The sequence below is a fragment of the Bacillus sp. AFS055030 genome, assembly GCF_002574545.1.
Classification (GTDB): domain Bacteria; phylum Bacillota; class Bacilli; order Bacillales; family Bacillaceae_G; genus Gottfriedia.
Genome location: NZ_NUGT01000083.1, coordinates 22682 through 39475, shown reverse-complemented (window position 1 = coordinate 39475; position 16794 = coordinate 22682). Strand labels below are relative to the sequence as shown.

At 34.1% G+C, this 16794-nt stretch carries 10 protein-coding genes; 5 read left to right on the top strand and 5 right to left on the bottom strand.

Annotated features, from left to right (window positions below):
* The first annotated feature begins 155 nt into the window (after positions 1–155).
* Entirely contained in the window at positions 156–1196 is a 1041-nt protein-coding gene (locus tag CN925_RS19670) for a YeiH family protein (protein WP_098848495.1), read from the top strand.
* Positions 1197–1285: 89 nt separating this feature from the next.
* Here CN925_RS19670 and CN925_RS19665 read toward each other — a convergent pair whose 3' ends face one another.
* Positions 1286–1825 (bottom strand): DUF2179 domain-containing protein, encoded by a 540-nt coding sequence (locus tag CN925_RS19665; RefSeq protein ID WP_098848494.1) that lies wholly within the window; start codon positions 1823–1825, stop codon positions 1286–1288.
* 281 nt (positions 1826–2106) lie between these two features.
* Positions 2107–2730 (bottom strand): TetR/AcrR family transcriptional regulator, encoded by a 624-nt coding sequence (locus tag CN925_RS19660; RefSeq protein WP_142339258.1) that lies wholly within the window; start codon positions 2728–2730, stop codon positions 2107–2109.
* Between the two features lie 118 nt (positions 2731–2848).
* Here CN925_RS19660 and CN925_RS19655 point away from each other — a divergent pair, with 118 nt between their 5' ends.
* Positions 2849–5089, top strand: a complete 2241-nt coding sequence (locus CN925_RS19655; RefSeq protein WP_098848493.1) for an MMPL family transporter — start codon at positions 2849–2851, stop codon at positions 5087–5089.
* A gap of 500 nt (positions 5090–5589) precedes the next feature.
* Here the strand turns inward: CN925_RS19655 and CN925_RS19645 are convergent, their stop codons facing one another.
* A complete protein-coding gene (locus CN925_RS19645) occupies positions 5590–6042 on the bottom strand; it encodes a MarR family winged helix-turn-helix transcriptional regulator (RefSeq protein WP_098848492.1) in 453 nt (150 codons plus the stop codon).
* Between the two features lie 125 nt (positions 6043–6167).
* Here CN925_RS19645 and CN925_RS19640 point away from each other — a divergent pair, with 125 nt between their 5' ends.
* The 3 genes from CN925_RS19640 (at position 6168) to CN925_RS19630 (ending at position 7471) form a co-directional block, all read left to right on the top strand.
* A complete protein-coding gene (locus CN925_RS19640; RefSeq protein ID WP_483295217.1) occupies positions 6168–6605 on the top strand; it encodes a GNAT family N-acetyltransferase in 438 nt (145 codons plus the stop codon).
* Complete coding sequence (locus CN925_RS19635) at positions 6602–7267, top strand: YczE/YyaS/YitT family protein (protein WP_098848490.1); 666 nt, start codon at positions 6602–6604, stop codon at positions 7265–7267. The genes CN925_RS19640 and CN925_RS19635 overlap by 4 nt, the downstream gene beginning before the upstream one ends.
* Positions 7268–7336: 69 nt before the next feature.
* On the top strand, positions 7337–7471 hold the full coding sequence (locus tag CN925_RS19630) for a hypothetical protein (RefSeq protein WP_056467807.1): 135 nt from the start codon (positions 7337–7339) through the stop codon (positions 7469–7471).
* 119 nt (positions 7472–7590) lie between these two features.
* Here the strand turns inward: CN925_RS19630 and CN925_RS19625 are convergent, their stop codons facing one another.
* Complete coding sequence (locus CN925_RS19625; RefSeq protein ID WP_180233028.1) at positions 7591–11769, bottom strand: S8 family serine peptidase; 4179 nt, start codon at positions 11767–11769, stop codon at positions 7591–7593.
* Between the two features lie 248 nt (positions 11770–12017).
* The gene (locus CN925_RS19620; RefSeq protein WP_098848488.1) at positions 12018–16169 is read right to left on the bottom strand and encodes a S8 family serine peptidase; all 4152 of its coding nucleotides are present in this window, start codon (positions 16167–16169) and stop codon (positions 12018–12020) included.
* Between the last annotated feature and the right edge of the window lie 625 nt (positions 16170–16794).

Here is a 16794-nt window from a genome sequence, read left to right as displayed (position 1 = left end):
CTAAATTTAAAAAGGCTCTGCTTTTAGTAGTTAGTTTATAGCTCTTTTTCTAATTATCGTATTTACTTATCATAACTATAATAATAATTTATTTTCCTTATAGTAAATCATTCGATACGATAAATAATATAGAACGCCCCAAGGAGATGAACATGATGGAACAACAAGCAATAATGAATACAAAACAAGAACATCAAAAAAAATCTACTAAACAGTTAAATGCAGCAATAATCTATGGCGTGGCTTTTACATTCGTCATAGCAGTTTTAGGTTTTCTGATCGCAAAGTTACCATGGTTTGATCATGTTGGACCACTTGCATGTGCCATTTTACTGGCTTTAGTGTATAGACAATTTTTTGGTTATCCTGAAAAATGGCGTGCAGGAATTCAATTTTCTTCAAAAAGACTTTTAAGATTTGCTATTATACTGTACGGATTAAAACTAAACATGGTTGTCATTTTTAGTGATGGTTTGCCTTTATTACTGAGAGGGATGGGAACGATCATATTTTCGATTGTCGTTTTAATGGTTATTGCGAAATGGCTAAAAGCTGATCTGAATCTATCTCTATTATTAAGTATCGGCACTGGCATTTGTGGTGCTGCTGCAATCGCTGCTATATCTCCAATCATTAAAGCAAAAGATGATGACACCGCTATGTCAGTTGGGATCATCGCATTAGTCGGTACAATATTTTCAATCATCTATACTTTAATCTATCCTTTATTACCAATTAGTCCTACTGAATATGGAGCATGGGTCGGAATAAGTCTTCACGAGATTGCTCATGTAGCTTTAGCAGCTGCACCTGCAGGACAAGATGCACTTGCTCACGCATTGCTAGCCAAACTTGCCCGTGTATTTTTATTGATTCCGGTTTGTTTTCTCTTTTTATATTGGATGAAGCGAAAAGGAAAATTAAACGGAGAAGCAAAACTAGAGTTCCCATGGTTCTTAATTGGCTTTGTTGTGATGAGTTTTATTGGAAGCTACATCCTTGGTTCAAAAATTCCAGTATCAAATAAAACGATGTCAGACGTTGCTGTTTTTACATCATTTATTTTAACAATGTCTATGACTGGATTAGGACTAAATATTAACCTAAAAGAATTACGCACTAAATCAATTCGCCCACTTATAGCAATTGTCATTACATCTATTCTCTTATCATTCGTAACATTTTTTAGTCTGTAACTCGAAACTAAAAAGTATCAGATTCATTAATTAAAAAAATCAGAGAAACATTATTCAGTTTCTCTGATTTTTTAATTACTTTGTATTGTCTATAAAACGTTTGATTTTTTATGTTTAGCTTTCTTCATCGCTTTTAATAAAAATCCACCTTTAAACCTTCTTGCTTCATACGAAATAATAAAGGCGCTAGGTTCATATTGTTCAATCAGATCCATTAGTTCAGGTTCTCTATTACGTTTTGTCAATATATCCAATTGATATCGCTCGCTGTCCCTTCCTTCACCTTGGAACACAGTCACTCCGAATCCTTCCTCGCGAAGTCGGTTAATTAGCATTTTATTTTTGTTTGTCAAATTAACTACTAGCGTCGTGTAACCAATTGCTAAGCGGTTTTCTACATAACTGCCAATTAGAATACCGATCCCAAATCCGACAGCATAAACAACCATTGATACAGAACTTTGGTCTCCGGAAAAAACAAGCGATAATCCAAATACATAAATAATCGCTTCTAAAAATCCAAAAAGCGCAGCAGACACACTCAAACCTTTTACTAGGAAAATAGTTCGTAATGTTAAGACCGGAACATAAATCAATTGCAGCAATAAAATAAGTATAATATCTTTCAATATTGACACCTCAATATTCTAATTTTTGGACAGCAATTCTAGATATATAATTTATTTCATTCTAAGCCTTGCTTTTAAACTTTACCTTAAGGTATCAAAATGAAAGCCTAGTAGAAAATTGATGCGTTACAAAATATATTTTTTCGTATTATTTACCAATTGTAATACTTAATTCAATTTGTTCAGTTAATTTCCTGCTGATCTTAATTAATGTAAAAATAAACACAACCTATTATTTAACACACAAAAAAGAAGACCTACTATAAAAAGTAAATCTTCTTTTATCTTTTGCCCATTATTCCATTCCAAAAGAATTCCATGATTTGTTCTGCCATTTCATCTATTGTAGAAAAAATTGACTTTTGATCTGTATCCTTATAATTTCCAATTGATAGAATGGCAATGAACAATTGGGTATAGAATTTTGGATTCCCTTTAGGTATTTCTCCATTCTCGATAGCCGTTGCCATTGCTTTCTCGATTACGTTATACATCATTTCTTCCGCTTTATTCATCTGTTGTAATTGCTCATCTGATAATGAGACTTTCGCTTCTTTCGTAAAAGTTTTTAAATCAATTTCAAAAGTTGCTTTTAAATGGACTTTAACCATTTCGTTGAGATTTGCTTTTAAAGATGTATCTTTTGATAAAATCTGGGCCATTCGATCACTTATTCGAAGCATCATTTGAACCATTGCATCCGTAAAGAGATCTGCTTTTGTTGGATAATAATAATAAACCGTTGCTTTGGTCACACCACACTTCTTAGCTACGTCATCCATTGAAACTAATTGATATCCGTTTTGAAGAAACAATTGGATTGCATTTTCAACGATTGTTGTTTTTGTAGGCTTTTTTTTTGAATCTTGCGGTGGTCTTCCAAGAGACCGTTTCATTTTTTCCAATTTGCTTCTCTCCTAACCTTTTAATTCCACTTCATTATAGCATAATAAAATTTCTTGAATAATTAACTAACTAGTATATATAATTAAATTAATACATTATACTTGAGGTGAATTCTATATGAAACAACACCCCTTTCATTCTTGGGGCAAATTTGTAAGTAGTAAACATACAAGATGGCTAACATTGTTGGTGTGGGTATTATTAACGGTTGTATTATCATTTTCATTTCCATCTGTAAACGAGGTAGAAAATAATGCTGCAGATAACTTACCGAAACAATCCATGTCACAAAAAGCAGATCAGCTCATAAAAAAAGAATTTCCAACTGATTCCGGAAACCCTTTATTAATTGTTTGGAACCGTAAAGACGGACTAAATGAGGACGATTACAAAGTTATTCAAACTGTTTACAAAGAACTTCGAAATAATCCATTAAAAAATCAATTAACATCACCATCATATGATTTGATGCCGATCCAGGCAATTAAACAAAGTTCTTCGGAAGATGGTACAACAATTATTACACCCGTCCTTTTTGACAAAAAAGCGGATGATAAAGTACTACAAAAAAATATCAACATACTAGAAAAACAAATTAAAAATAATACTGGTGATGACCCAGTAAAACGAAAATTAACAGAATCAGGTCTAAAAGTTCGCTTTTCTGGCCCGGTTGGTATTCAAACAGACGCTGTAAGTTTATTTAAACAAGCCGATGTTAAACTATTATTATCAACCGTAGCACTTGTATTAGTTTTCTTAATCCTTTTATATCGTTCACCTATTATGGCGATTGTACCGCTAATAGTCGTTGGTTTCGCGTATGGAATGGTAAACCCAATATTAGGTTTCTTAGGTGATAAAGGTATTATAACGGTGGATTCTCAAGCCGTTTCGATTATGACAGTTTTATTATTTGGTGCAGGTACTGATTATTGTTTATTTTTAATATCTAGATATCGTGAATATTTACTTATAGAAGAAAACAAATATAAAGCACTTCAGCTCGCGATTAAAGAATCTAGTGGGGCCATTTCAATGAGTGCTTTAACAGTCGTTATCGGATTAGGTACTCTCTTATTAGCTCAATATGGTGCATTCCATCGTTTTGCAGTACCATTTAGTTTGGCAGTCTTAATTATAGGGATTGCTGCAATCACAATCCTACCTGCTCTACTTTCTATATTTGGTAGAGTATCATTTTTTCCTTTCATTCCAAGAACAGAGGCAATGGAATCATTAAGAGCTAAGAAAAAAGGAAAATCTATTAAGAAATCAAAAACGAAAGTAACGTTTAGTCAAAAAATTGGCAAACTAGTTACTCATAAACCTTGGACAATTATACTAGTCTCTATTATTTTCTTAGGAGGGCTAGCTCTATACGTACCTCGAGTGCAATACACAAACGATTTACTTCAATCATTTCCTAAAGATATGCCTTCAAGAGAAGGGTTTGATTTAATATCTGACCACTATTCATCAGGTTTATTAGCACCTGTTAAAGTAATCATCGATACAGAAAATAAACCGATTCCTGTAAAAAAAGAATTAGAATCACTTTCGTTCGTAAAAGATGTGTCTGAACCTATTACAGGTAAAGAAAATAAAAAATTACAATTATATGAAGTTTCTCTAGTTGATAACCCTTATTCTATTAAAGGATTAGAGCGAATCCCTCAAATCGAAAAGAAAATTAAGAAACTATTAAACGAATATGATATACAAAAAGTCGATAAGCATTATTGGATTGGTGGAGAAACAGTAACGAATTTGGATACAAAAAATATTACTGAGCGTGATCAAGCCGTTATCATTCCAGTAATGGTTGGATTAATTGCATTATTACTGTTAACTTATTTACGTTCCTTAACAGCGATGATTTACTTAATTCTAACCGTTATCTTATCTTATCTTTCAGCATTAGGTGCTGGTTGGTTAATACTTCACTATGGATTTGGAGCTAGCGCAATACAAGGTTCGATTCCTTTATATTCCTTTGTATTTTTAGTAGCATTGGGTGAAGATTACAATATATTCATGGTTTCCGAAATATGGAAAAATAAAAAGAAACAAACCCACCGCGAAGCAGTTGCAAATGGCGTCGCAAAAACTGGGTCTGTTATTTCATCTGCTGGAATAATTTTGGCTGGTACATTCCTAGTGTTAGCAACACTACCAATTCAAGTATTAGTTCAGTTTGGTATTGTTACATGTATCGGGGTATTAATTGATACATTCATTGTTCGTCCACTTTTAGTACCAGCAATTACGACCGTATTAGGCAGATTTGCATATTGGCCAGGTGAACTTTCGAAAAAAGACTATGATTCGAAACTAGAACCGCAAATAGAAAAATAAACATAATAAAAACACCACAATGCATTCTATACAGAAATGATGCGCTGTGGTGTTTTTCATTGGAACAACCATTAAAAATTACTTATTAGTTTGATTAAGCTGTCTTATCATCAGATTAATTAATTGATAAAGTCCGAATATCCCTAAATAAGATCCAGAAATTATAAAATAAATATTAAGAAATACCGCATGAATATTTGTCATAAAAACAACATCATGTTTTATAATTTCATAAATTGATATTGCTGAAATCCCCCCTAAAACTACGTAAGAAATGATGGCGATCAAATTAAAGATTGTGTTAAATAGTCGATTAAACCTAGCTAATCCATTCATAATAATAGGAAAAAAAATAATTGAACAAAATATGAAAGTTTTCAAGTGATTTCCTTGCTCCATTTTATGATAGAATATGATAATTTTATTCTTTACAAATTTAGTTTAACTATCCTAATCGAGAGCTCTTTTCGTCATTTTAATATGTCTCTTCTCATATCTAATCAATAATTTCTCTTATTTCCCTTTTTTACAAAATCCCAGTCTTTTTCTACATTTTTCCTTACCTTTTGAAGAAGAGTAAAAATGGTTTCAACTTCTATTTCGGACAATCCCTCTAGTGCAACGATATTAGAATAATCGTTTTCTCTTTTTATAAATGGATAAACTTTTTCCCCTTTTTCTGTTACATAGAGTTTTTTAATTTTTTTGTTCTCTTTATCCTCTTTCTTTTCAATAAATCCATTCGTTTCAAGTTTTTTTATAGCACGTGCAGCTGTAGTTCGATCTACCTTTATCATTTCAGCCAATTTTTCCTGAATGATTCCTGGATTTTCAGCTATTCGCACTAGATATAAATACTGCCCTTTTGTCAGGTCATGCTCTTTAAATTCTATATTACTGATCGAATCTAGTGCCCTTGCGATCATTCCAATTTCCCGAAGAATTTCCTTCATCATTAACTCCTTAGCATTATTTTTGTTGTAAATGCAATAAAACTGATATATATTGAATTTAACTTATTTTTGTTGCATTTGCAACAAAACGATAAAATCAATTAAAAAAGGGACTGATAAAAATGGTGAATACAAAAAAGATAACGAATGAAGAACAACTAAAAATAGCATTTGCAATAAGGAAAGATATATTTGTGAAAGAACAAGGTGTACCTTTAGAAGATGAATTTGATCAATACGATAAATTAAGTAGTGATTGCGAACACATATTAGTTCATTACAATGAACAACCGGCCGGAACAGGAAGAATTAGGTTTGTGGATGGTGTCGGTAAATTAGAAAGAATCTGCGTCCTTGAGTCTTTCCGAAAATATGGTCTCGGCAAAAGCATTATTAAAGCTCTAGAAGAAATCGCAGAAGAACATGGAGCTTCACAAGTAAAATTACATGGTCAAACACATGCAGAAGGTTTTTACAAAAAACTCGGCTATCGTACTTCCTCTGATGTCTTTATAGAAGATGGAATCCCTCATATTCTAATGTTAAAAGAAATAATGAAATGATAAAGTCATTAATTAAAACGAAATATGTTTTTTACGTATTAGGAATCTTAATACTAACCTTAGGTATTTCAATCAATATACAATCTAACCTTGGTACTTCACCTTTTGATGCGCTTTTAGTTGGCCTATCCAAAAATGTCGGGCTAACTGTAGGAAGTTGGGAAATAATCATTGCTTTACTACTAATCTGTATAAATTCTTTATTAAAAAGACAAAGACCTGAATTGTTAGGATTAGTAACTGCCTTTATTACGGGGTTCGGTATTGATATATGGCTTTATTTATTACACAATATACTAACACCTGAAATTTGGTATAGCAAAACAGCTTGTTATAGTTTCGGTTTAGTTATTTCTGGACTCGGAACGGCCACCTATTTACACACAAACTTTGCACCAATTCCAGTGGACCGATTAACATTAATCCTACAAGAATTAACTAGAACAACGATCTTTTTTTCAAAAACAGTCATTTATCTTATTTTCCTAATTGCTGCATTCATTTCAAATGGACCAATCGGCATTGGTACAATCCTAACCGTTTGTTTTGGTGGGTTAGTACTTAATTACTTTATGCCACTTACAAAAAAATTTTTAGACAGGGTATCATCTAACACTCGTACCCCTTCTAACTTTGAAAATGAGAAAAATCTTTCTATATAGAATGTACTAGACGACTTTTACTCATAAATCTACCCTCTTTGAGAAACACTATCCATGGAGGTGAAGCACATGAGTAAAAAATCATCTGGAAGAGGACAAAAAGCTCCAAGTGTTAATCCACAAGGATACGGAAAAGACGTTGAATTTTCAACTGAGCCACAAAGTGAACTACAGAATTTAGCAAAAAAGTCGAACAAAAAATAAGCTTTATTACTAAAAACAACCAGAGTAAACCAAAATATGGCCATACTGGTTGTTTTTTTATTAATTCTATTCTGTAAGACTCCGATAATATATCGGAGCCGATTAATGTCTTACTTCTATTACTTTATTCCTAACTTGCTCTTTACACTTTCCAACGTTTGTGATTTATATTTCTTTTTAGGCGATGGAGCGTAGTTAATTGTTGGATTTTTCATTAAGTAGTTATTCTCAACAAATGCCATGTCTTTTGCATCAACTACACCATCAAAGTTAATATCTGCATCACGTTTATTTGTTCCCCAGTATGTTTGCAAGTAAATTGCATCCATTACGTCAATGACATCATCTTTATTTACATCACCTGCATAAGCTGGTTTTAAACCAGATAGATACAGGTTTTGATTCGTAACTTTACCATCTTCATGGAAACCAATCGTAAAGTCTTTGTGCACTGTAAAATGGCCAGGAATATCTAATTCAAGCTCATACGTATCATCTGTTAAAGGTAAATTTGGTACTTGGAATGTACTTGAAGAATTGTTTAATCCTTCGTATACTTTACCGTTTGAGCTGGTTGCTTTTATTTTTATGCCCATTTTTGAATAATCAATCGATCCAAGTGCTTCACCTGCTGGGTCTAAAAATGCTTCTGCGTATTTAGAACCACGAAGTAATGAATAAGTTGGCTGCATAAAAAATATGGTTGGATTTCCACTTACAACATTTTGTGTTGTATTATTACTATCTGTTACTGTCACACTGTTCATTGAAGCCGCGTTAATAACAGGATATCCAGTATAAACATTGCTCATTTTAAAAGTTAAATCTGCTAGTTTTAAATCTCCTGAAAGTGGCGTAACTCCATCTTTTGTACTAATCGTAACAGACGTCACATAATTTGTTACACCTGGAATAGCTGGTTTATCTGTCACAGTAATATCTACTTTATCCGCTACACTTGGATCTGCTGTAATGTTCATTGATGCAACATCCGCATAGTGATTAAACTTATAAACTACTTGTGTTACATTATTTGCTTTCTTTAACATTAGAGTGGCTTGCGCGGTTTCACCCATTTTTGCAGTACGTTTTTCAGTTTGCATATAACCATAAGTGACATCATCACGTGTAACAAAAATCTCTCTTCCACCTTTAAATGTTCTATTTGTTGCAGCATCAATCGCGTAGAAATTTAATTCCATTGCTCTAGTTGCATTCGTTGGAATTGTCGCTGTAAATGAACCATCAGGATTTACAGGCACGGCTGTTGCTTTTCCTCCCAACATATCTTGGTAAAAAACTTTTGTACTTCCTTGGTTATAGTCCATACCAATCTTCTGCATTTCATCTGTTTCTTTATCATACACCGAACCTGTTATCGTAACGCTAGTTTGACCATTTTTATATTCAACAATGTCTGGGCTGTTTACTGTTATTTTAGGATCTAAATTATCGAAATAAATCGGTGCTACTTGTGAGAAGGTTTTTCCAGCATCATTTGTACCAATAATTTTTATTTTATAGTATCCTGGTTTCGCTAAATCTGGGTTATATGCGAATGGTTGATCGTCATCACCAGTAGATTTGTAATATCGGCCATTGAATACATTTTTCACAGTATACGGTTTGTATTCATCCATCGCCAACCCATCAAATGTACCTATATATCCTAAATCTTTACCCGTTTTTCCATCTTCAAGAATTATGTCAAATGTGCGCATATGAGATTTTAAACTCATAGTTGCATTTGTATATACCACTTGGCCAGCAAAAGCATAATCAAATACTTGTGTAAATGCTTGTGGTGTCGTCGTAATTGGATTCATGCCTTCTTCTACTGTTTTAATCGCGAAAGGTAATTGGAATGTCTCCTCTGGATTCGAATGATTTGTGTAAGTTACAAATCCCTCATAGATTCCTAATTCCGCTGATTTTGGAACAGTAATTGCAACAGTTGATTTCTTTTTCGCATTTGCCCCAACTTTAATGGATTTATCTGTTACAATTTGCACACCGTTGTCATCAGCATCTAATGAACCGCGACGATCTTTTTGAAAGGATACTGTTACATCGTACGTTTTTGCTTGATTACTATTGTTATAGATATTTAGTGTACGTTGATTACTAATATTTTTTCCTGCTGGAGCATGTACCCCAAAAGCAAGTGCACCTGTTAAGTTTTTAACTGCTGTTAGATTTCCTTTTTTGTCTAACTTCCCTTTTGTCTCATCAACTACTTCAATACGTGTTTTTGAATGAATTGCTTCATAAGGATCAACTTGTCCAGCTCCTGATTCGAACACACTATACTCTCCATTTAATGGATCCGCTGTGTTCATTAGTGTTTCCTTGATTTGGGCAGGGGTCAAGTTTGGATTTGCTTGTTTTAGTAAAACCGCTACACCGGCTACGTTCGGTGAAGCCATGGATGTACCTGATAAATTATCATAAGCAAATTCATATTTGCCAATTTGATCCGCACCGTGCATGTAAGATGGAACAGTTGAAAACACCGCTACTCCTGGTGCGGTTACTTCCGGTTTAATGTCATATGTAATACGCGCAGGTCCACGTGAACTAAATGACGCTAATTTATTTCCTGCATCCGTTATTTTTCCTATCTCATCAAATGAGAAGGTTGGCGTTGTTCCAAGTTTTGCTACTAGCTCAGCTCCCTGTTCATACGACATTGAGAACGTTGGAATTAACCCATAGCTTGAGCCTAGGTATGATGGTATAAACCCTTCACCTGGTACATTATCTATCATAATGACTGCCGCTGCTCCATGTTTTTTAGCAATTGTAATTTTATCTATAAGTGCCGTTACTCCTCGATTTACAATGGCGATTTTCCCGTCAACATCAATATTTTTATAATCCGTATCTGTACCGTAATTCGGAACTATAACGATTGGTAAATTTTTATCTTTTAAATTATCTACGTTATCATTAAAACCTTTACCTAATAATTTTAAATCAGCAGCTACATCTGAGGTTCCATGTAATGTACCTTTTGACGTCGGAATCACCGTCTTCGTATCATTCGCACCAACTGTAATAGCTAACGCTGCAGCACCAGGCGCACCTAATGTATACATTCCATCACCTGAATTCCCCGCTGAAACAACCGCCGTTACACCTGAAAGAACTGCATTATTTACCGCTAGACTTTCAATATTTTCCGGATTATTTGTACTAGCCCCAAGGGATAGATTGATAACATCCATGCCGTCAGAGATCGCCTTATCAATACCGCCTAATACATTTTCTGTGCTACCTGAACCAAATTTCCCCAATACACGATAGACGTATAAATCTGCATCCGGTGCTACACCTGTTACTGCATAATCTGTATTGTTTTTACCACGACCAGCAATAATTCCTGAAACGTGAGTTCCGTGTTCCGTATAGTAAGTAGAACCAGTAAGAGGATCTTTTTCTCCTAAACCTGACATTTTCCAATCAGCATAAGTTGTTTCCATTGGATCTGCATCATTGTCGACAAAGTCCCACCCTTTAACTGAACTTGGACTAATTGTTTTTGGATTAACACCTTCTTGTGCACGATAACCTTTATAAGCATCCGTTAGATCTGGGTGATTATAGTCAATCCCTGTGTCGATGACTCCAACTTTAACACCTTTTCCTGTGTACCCTTCTGCGTGTAATTTGCTAATTCCAGGGAACACTTCTGTTTCCATTTTCTTCGTTGTATCTTGAGAACCCTCAGGAGCTTCGGTAGCTTTTGGTGGTTCAACTTTTATAACATTATTCGGCCAAACTGCTTTAACAGCCTTCGAATCTAATAATAACTTCACTTTGTTCGCTGGTAAGTCTATCGCAAAACCATTTAACGTATTTTTGTATGTGCGTTTAACTTTATAAAGATTCTTATTTTGTTTTAAATCCTCTTTATAAATGGTTTGCAAATCTTTTTTAAAAGTTTCTTGTGCTATATTTGCTTTTTGTTTGGCAGCATCAAGAGATAAGCTTTTACCATTTACAGCTTCTTCTAAAACAGCTACTTTAGCAGGTTTCTCTTTTAATTCAACGATGACAGATAAGCTTTTCGAACTCTGTAAATCAACTGAAGATGGTAACTGAAGCCCTTCCTGACTAGTAACCTCTAATTTCTTTAAAGCTTGACGTTGTTCAGGCGTAAGCTTTGAAAGCACTTCTTCAATTGATGATTGTGCCGCAGCCTTTACTTTAGGCTGATGATGCGTAACCGGAAATGCATTAAATAATACCCCAGTACTTAATGCCAAAACTGCAGTACTTTTGACAATACGTTTCATGGTACTTCCCCCCATTAATTTTCAACATCTTTTCACTTACACAATTATTATACAGAAAATTTACAATATTTTTATTTTGACAAATTTTATCAACATCTACTTTTTTGTTCGATAAAACCCTATATTATTACAATTTTATTTATAGATAGTAAACGTAAGGATAAGGAAGAAAGGTAAAACAAATATCCATCCATGAAGAAAAGACCCCGGTGTAATACCGGAGCCGAATAAGGTTTTAAGTTTACCTATTATTTAATTCCTAAATCTTTCTTAATACTTTCTAAAGTTTGTGATTTGTATTTCTTTTTAGGTTTTGTCTCATTGGTAATCGAAGTATTTTGTCTTAAGTAGTTTTTCTCTACAAAAGCCAGATCTTTCTCATCAACAATACCATCAAAGTTAACATCAGCACTGCGTTTATTCGTTCCCCAATAAACTTGTAAATAGATTGCATCCATTACATCAATCACATTATCGCCGTTTACATCACCTGCACGGTTTTTGTCCGTATCTACTAACGGATTTACCCCAGCAAGATCCCCATTTACGTCTCTTACTAATTTAGTTGATACTTTACTTGCAAAGTGGCCTGGTACCTTCACATAAATGTCATACGCTTTTTCTGATAATGGAATATTATCGATTGTAAAGTAACCAGTTTTTGTAATACTTGTAGCTTCATAGGTTTTACCATTTGCATCTTGTGCGTAAATTTTTGCTCCAAGCTTAGAGTAATCGGTTGAAGCATTCACTTGTCCATTATTCAACATGAAAGCCTCTGGTAAAATAGTACCATTCACTTTTGATTGTTTAGGTAAAACAGTAAAAGTTTTATCTTTAAATGCGCGAATTATTGAATTAGTCGAACTAACGGTTTTCTTATATTTAAAAGAAGTGACATCAATTGGTGTTGCCTCTGAATCATAGATTCTATCATTTGTGACTTTAAATGTGACATCTAAAAACGGTAAATCTTTATTGATTTTCAACTCAGTTTGATCAATAGTAGCCCCTACTTTGAGTGACCCTGCACTTACAGTTGGTGTAGTTAAATTAACTTTCACACCATTTTCTTCGGCATATTTTTTAAATTCATCATTGATTTTGACATTTTGAAAATTTAGGAAATCTTTATAAAAAGATACGTTATATTCTCCAGAAGCAAGTTGCTTAATATTTTTTAAATTCATCGTCATAGTAATTTCATCACCAAGTCTAACCTTTTCTTTGTCATAACTTGGCATGCCGTATTCTGTACCTTCTTTTATAAACAAGTACTTCTTAATACCTTGAGGATACCCGTCTGAAGCTGTTGCATTATCAAAAACAAATAAGTTCGAATCAATGTAGCCTACTTGGTCAAGCTCAGACTTTGATGCTGGGAATCTAAAGTTACCCTCTTGATCGATTGCGAGGAAATATTGATTATAATAATTATACTCCCACCAAAGTGCTCCGTTCGTAGACTGACTGATATTTACTCCTTTTTGCTTTAACGCATCAACAGTTGAATCATAGACGTTACCGTGTATCCATACAGCCGGTCCATCTAATCCTGTTTCTGTCGAATACATCGAATCATTCACTTCATAAATACCTGGTTTTAGTGATATCTCTACTTTTGGCGGCGTATTGTCAATCATAACAATAGCATCTTTACTATATGACTTCCCATCTGCATCATGTGCAATCATCTCAAATAGATAATCTCCTTCTGGGAGTTTTACCTTTTCATCAGAAATTGGTTGTTTTTTCTTATTTGTAAATGGGTAGACTTCACCTCTAAATAGTCCTTGCACGTAATAATCGATACCCGTTAATAAGTTACTTGCACCAAATGTTCCGACAAGTCCAATCGGTTCTCCTGTTTTCCCATCTTTCACCAATACATCAATCGTATTTACTGGGCTCGATAATCTAAAATAAACACTATTGTATGGAGTTGTATACGGATGGGGATTTGTCGTATCATTCGTAATCATTGGTCTACTCATTCTCATATAATCGAAACCTTTATCTCTTACATTGATCGAAAATGGGATTTGATAGTTTTCATCTGTATTCTTTGAATTGACAAAATGAATATATCCTTCATATCTACCGAATTTTGCTTGTTTAGGTACAACAATGGTTGGATTAACTTCTGTAGTTTTTCCTGCCTCGACTGATACAGTACTTGGTACATTTACTTTTACCCCATTTTTTGCACCATCTTGAATTTCCCCATTGGCAGGTAAGAAATCTACACTTACGTCAAATTTCTTTAAATCATTTTGATTCAGATTTTCGATAACAACTCTTCTACTGTCTTCAATACTCTTAGCGTTCCCAATATAGTGAGTACCAAAAGCCATAGAACCTGTTTCTTCATCAATTTCGACTAAATTGCCATCTTTTTCATTCATTGTTTTGTCTATAACCTTTAGTAAAGTATCAGAATGGACTGCCTCATAAACATCAATTCTACCTGCACCAACTGCATTAACAGAGTAATCACCATTCATTTTATCAGCCGTATTCATTAAAGCTTCTTTTACTTCAAAAGGTGTATAGTCTGGATGTGCTTGCAAGATTAGAGCTGCAGCCCCGGCAACGTGAGGTGTAGCCATCGAAGTTCCTGAAAGGCGACCATATGCTATATCGTATTTCTCTTCGTCTTGCTTATCATTAATATACTCTGGTAGTGTAGAAAAGATGGATACACCCGGTGCAACTATATCCGGTTTAATGTCACCTGTTCCTTCTGCAGGACCTCTTGAACTAAAATCAGCTAAGTGATCTCCCTCTGTCTTAACGCTGCCTAAAGATTCAAACGTAATTTCGTTTTTCCCTTTTAGACGTTCACCATCAGCCTTGGAAGTACGGAAGGATGGTATATAATTTGTGCCTTCACCAATAAATGCATCGATATCACCATCTACATTATTGTATACAATTACCGCCTTTGCACCTGCAGCTTTTGCATTTTTTACTTTCTCATCGAATGTATAGGTGCCGCGCTGTATAAACGCTACTTTACCCGCTACATCTTTATTCGTATAATCGTTCTTAGCTCCTAACCCTACATCCACAATCGATAAGGTTGTATTTTTAAGACTATCTAAATTGTCGGTATAGTTTTGTGCTAATAGTTGCATATTTGTAAGCTTTGTATCCCCTGCACTTGCTGAAAATGTTGGAATAGCTAGCGACATATCGCTCGCTCCAACTGTCACTGCTAAAGCTGCTGCTCCAGGAGCTCCAAGTGTTTTTTCATTAGGTCCAGCATTTCCTGCCGCAACACATGCAACAACACCAGATAACATTGCATTGTTAATCGCAATAGATGTCGGGCTAAGTGGATCGTTAACACTTGATCCTAAAGATAAGTTGATGACATCCATTCCATCTTTTACAGCTTTATCAATACCCGCCATTACTGCGTCGTTTGATCCAGAGCCATATGCTCCAAGTACTCTGTATACATAAAGATCAACGTCAGGTGCTACACCCATAACGGCTGATGGAGAGTTATTTTTCTTTTGCGCTCCAACTGACCCAGAAACGTGTGTTCCATGTTCAGTGTAATAACTAGAACCAGACATATTAAATTCAGGCTGTCCAGAAGCCTTCCAATCCTTATATGTTGTTTCCATCGGATCCGCATCATTATCAACAAAATCATACCCACCTTTAAAAATACCTTTTAAATCTGGGTGGTTATAATCAATACCAGTATCAATAACACCTACTTTAATGCCTTTTCCAGTAATGTTCTCTTGATGAAGTTTGTCAGCACCGATTTGCGGAAGACTATCATCTACTTTTGTTGGACCAGAAGTCTGCATTTCAGCAGATTCTTTTGGAAGATCGAGCTTTACCTCGCTATCCTGCCAGATTCGTTTAACAACTCCTGTGCTAAGTAACTCTTGTACGGCAACTCCAGGCAATGTCATTGCTACACCATTAAATGCATCATGGTATTCTCTCGTGATTTTGGCCTCTCCCATTTTCGTTGCTCTTCGCTCATTCTGACTTTTTATATTATTCCACTTATCTTTAAATCTATCATGATCGCTATCTTGTTTATCCTTTGCGTTAGAAAGAGACATCTTTTTCCCCTTCAATGCTTGCTTTAAAACTTCTACCTTTGCAGGTGCTTGATTAAATTCAACGATGACATTGACCAATTGAGAACTTTTCTGATTTATATCTGGCGAAATAACGAATCCTGGTGAAACATCAAGTTCATTCAGTGCCTTTCTTTGTTCATCTGTTAAGTTTGCTAACATTTTTTCTGTATTATTTTGATTATTCTGATTTTTGATTTCAGCAATTACCTTATAATGACCACTTGTGGAAAATAGTAAACTAGTAATTACAGTACCTGTAAAAATGTGCTTAAGCCTTCCTGCTTTCATAACTTTCCCCCTGAATAATAAAATGTATTAAACTATCAAAAATGAATGGGAAACTTAACTTTGATTAATTTTAGATGAAAATCCTACTTTATTCATTGTAGAATCTTGATTACGTGCTGCGCATGTGTTCAATTTTCGTAGTACATATTCCTTCTTTTTGGATTACTATGTATTCTTGGATTTTGTCCAAATCAACATTAAATACTAATTAACCTATTCTTTTTAACACATTATTGAAACAATCATTACCATTTTCATCCCTCTAAAGTTAATAACAGATTTATAATCTCCTCTCCTTCCATTAATTCCCTCCCATTCTAAATTGATTATATGGAAAGTTGATTAGATCTTTATTTCGCAAAATATTATCATTTTCCTTAAATTTATCGACACAATACAACAAATAGTAAGATTTTATTTTTTATTAAGTTAGTATTTGAATATAGCATGCTTCTAATATATAAGTTACATAGTTTCAAAAGCGGGGATCGCACTTCTTCATTAGAAATTGTTTCTCTAATTCCATTATGAGTTTAGTAACATTAAAATTATAAAAAGCTAGGTTATCTTTTTAATGTCTTAATATGATTTTTTAAATAATAGGCCATTCCTAGAATTCAAAAAA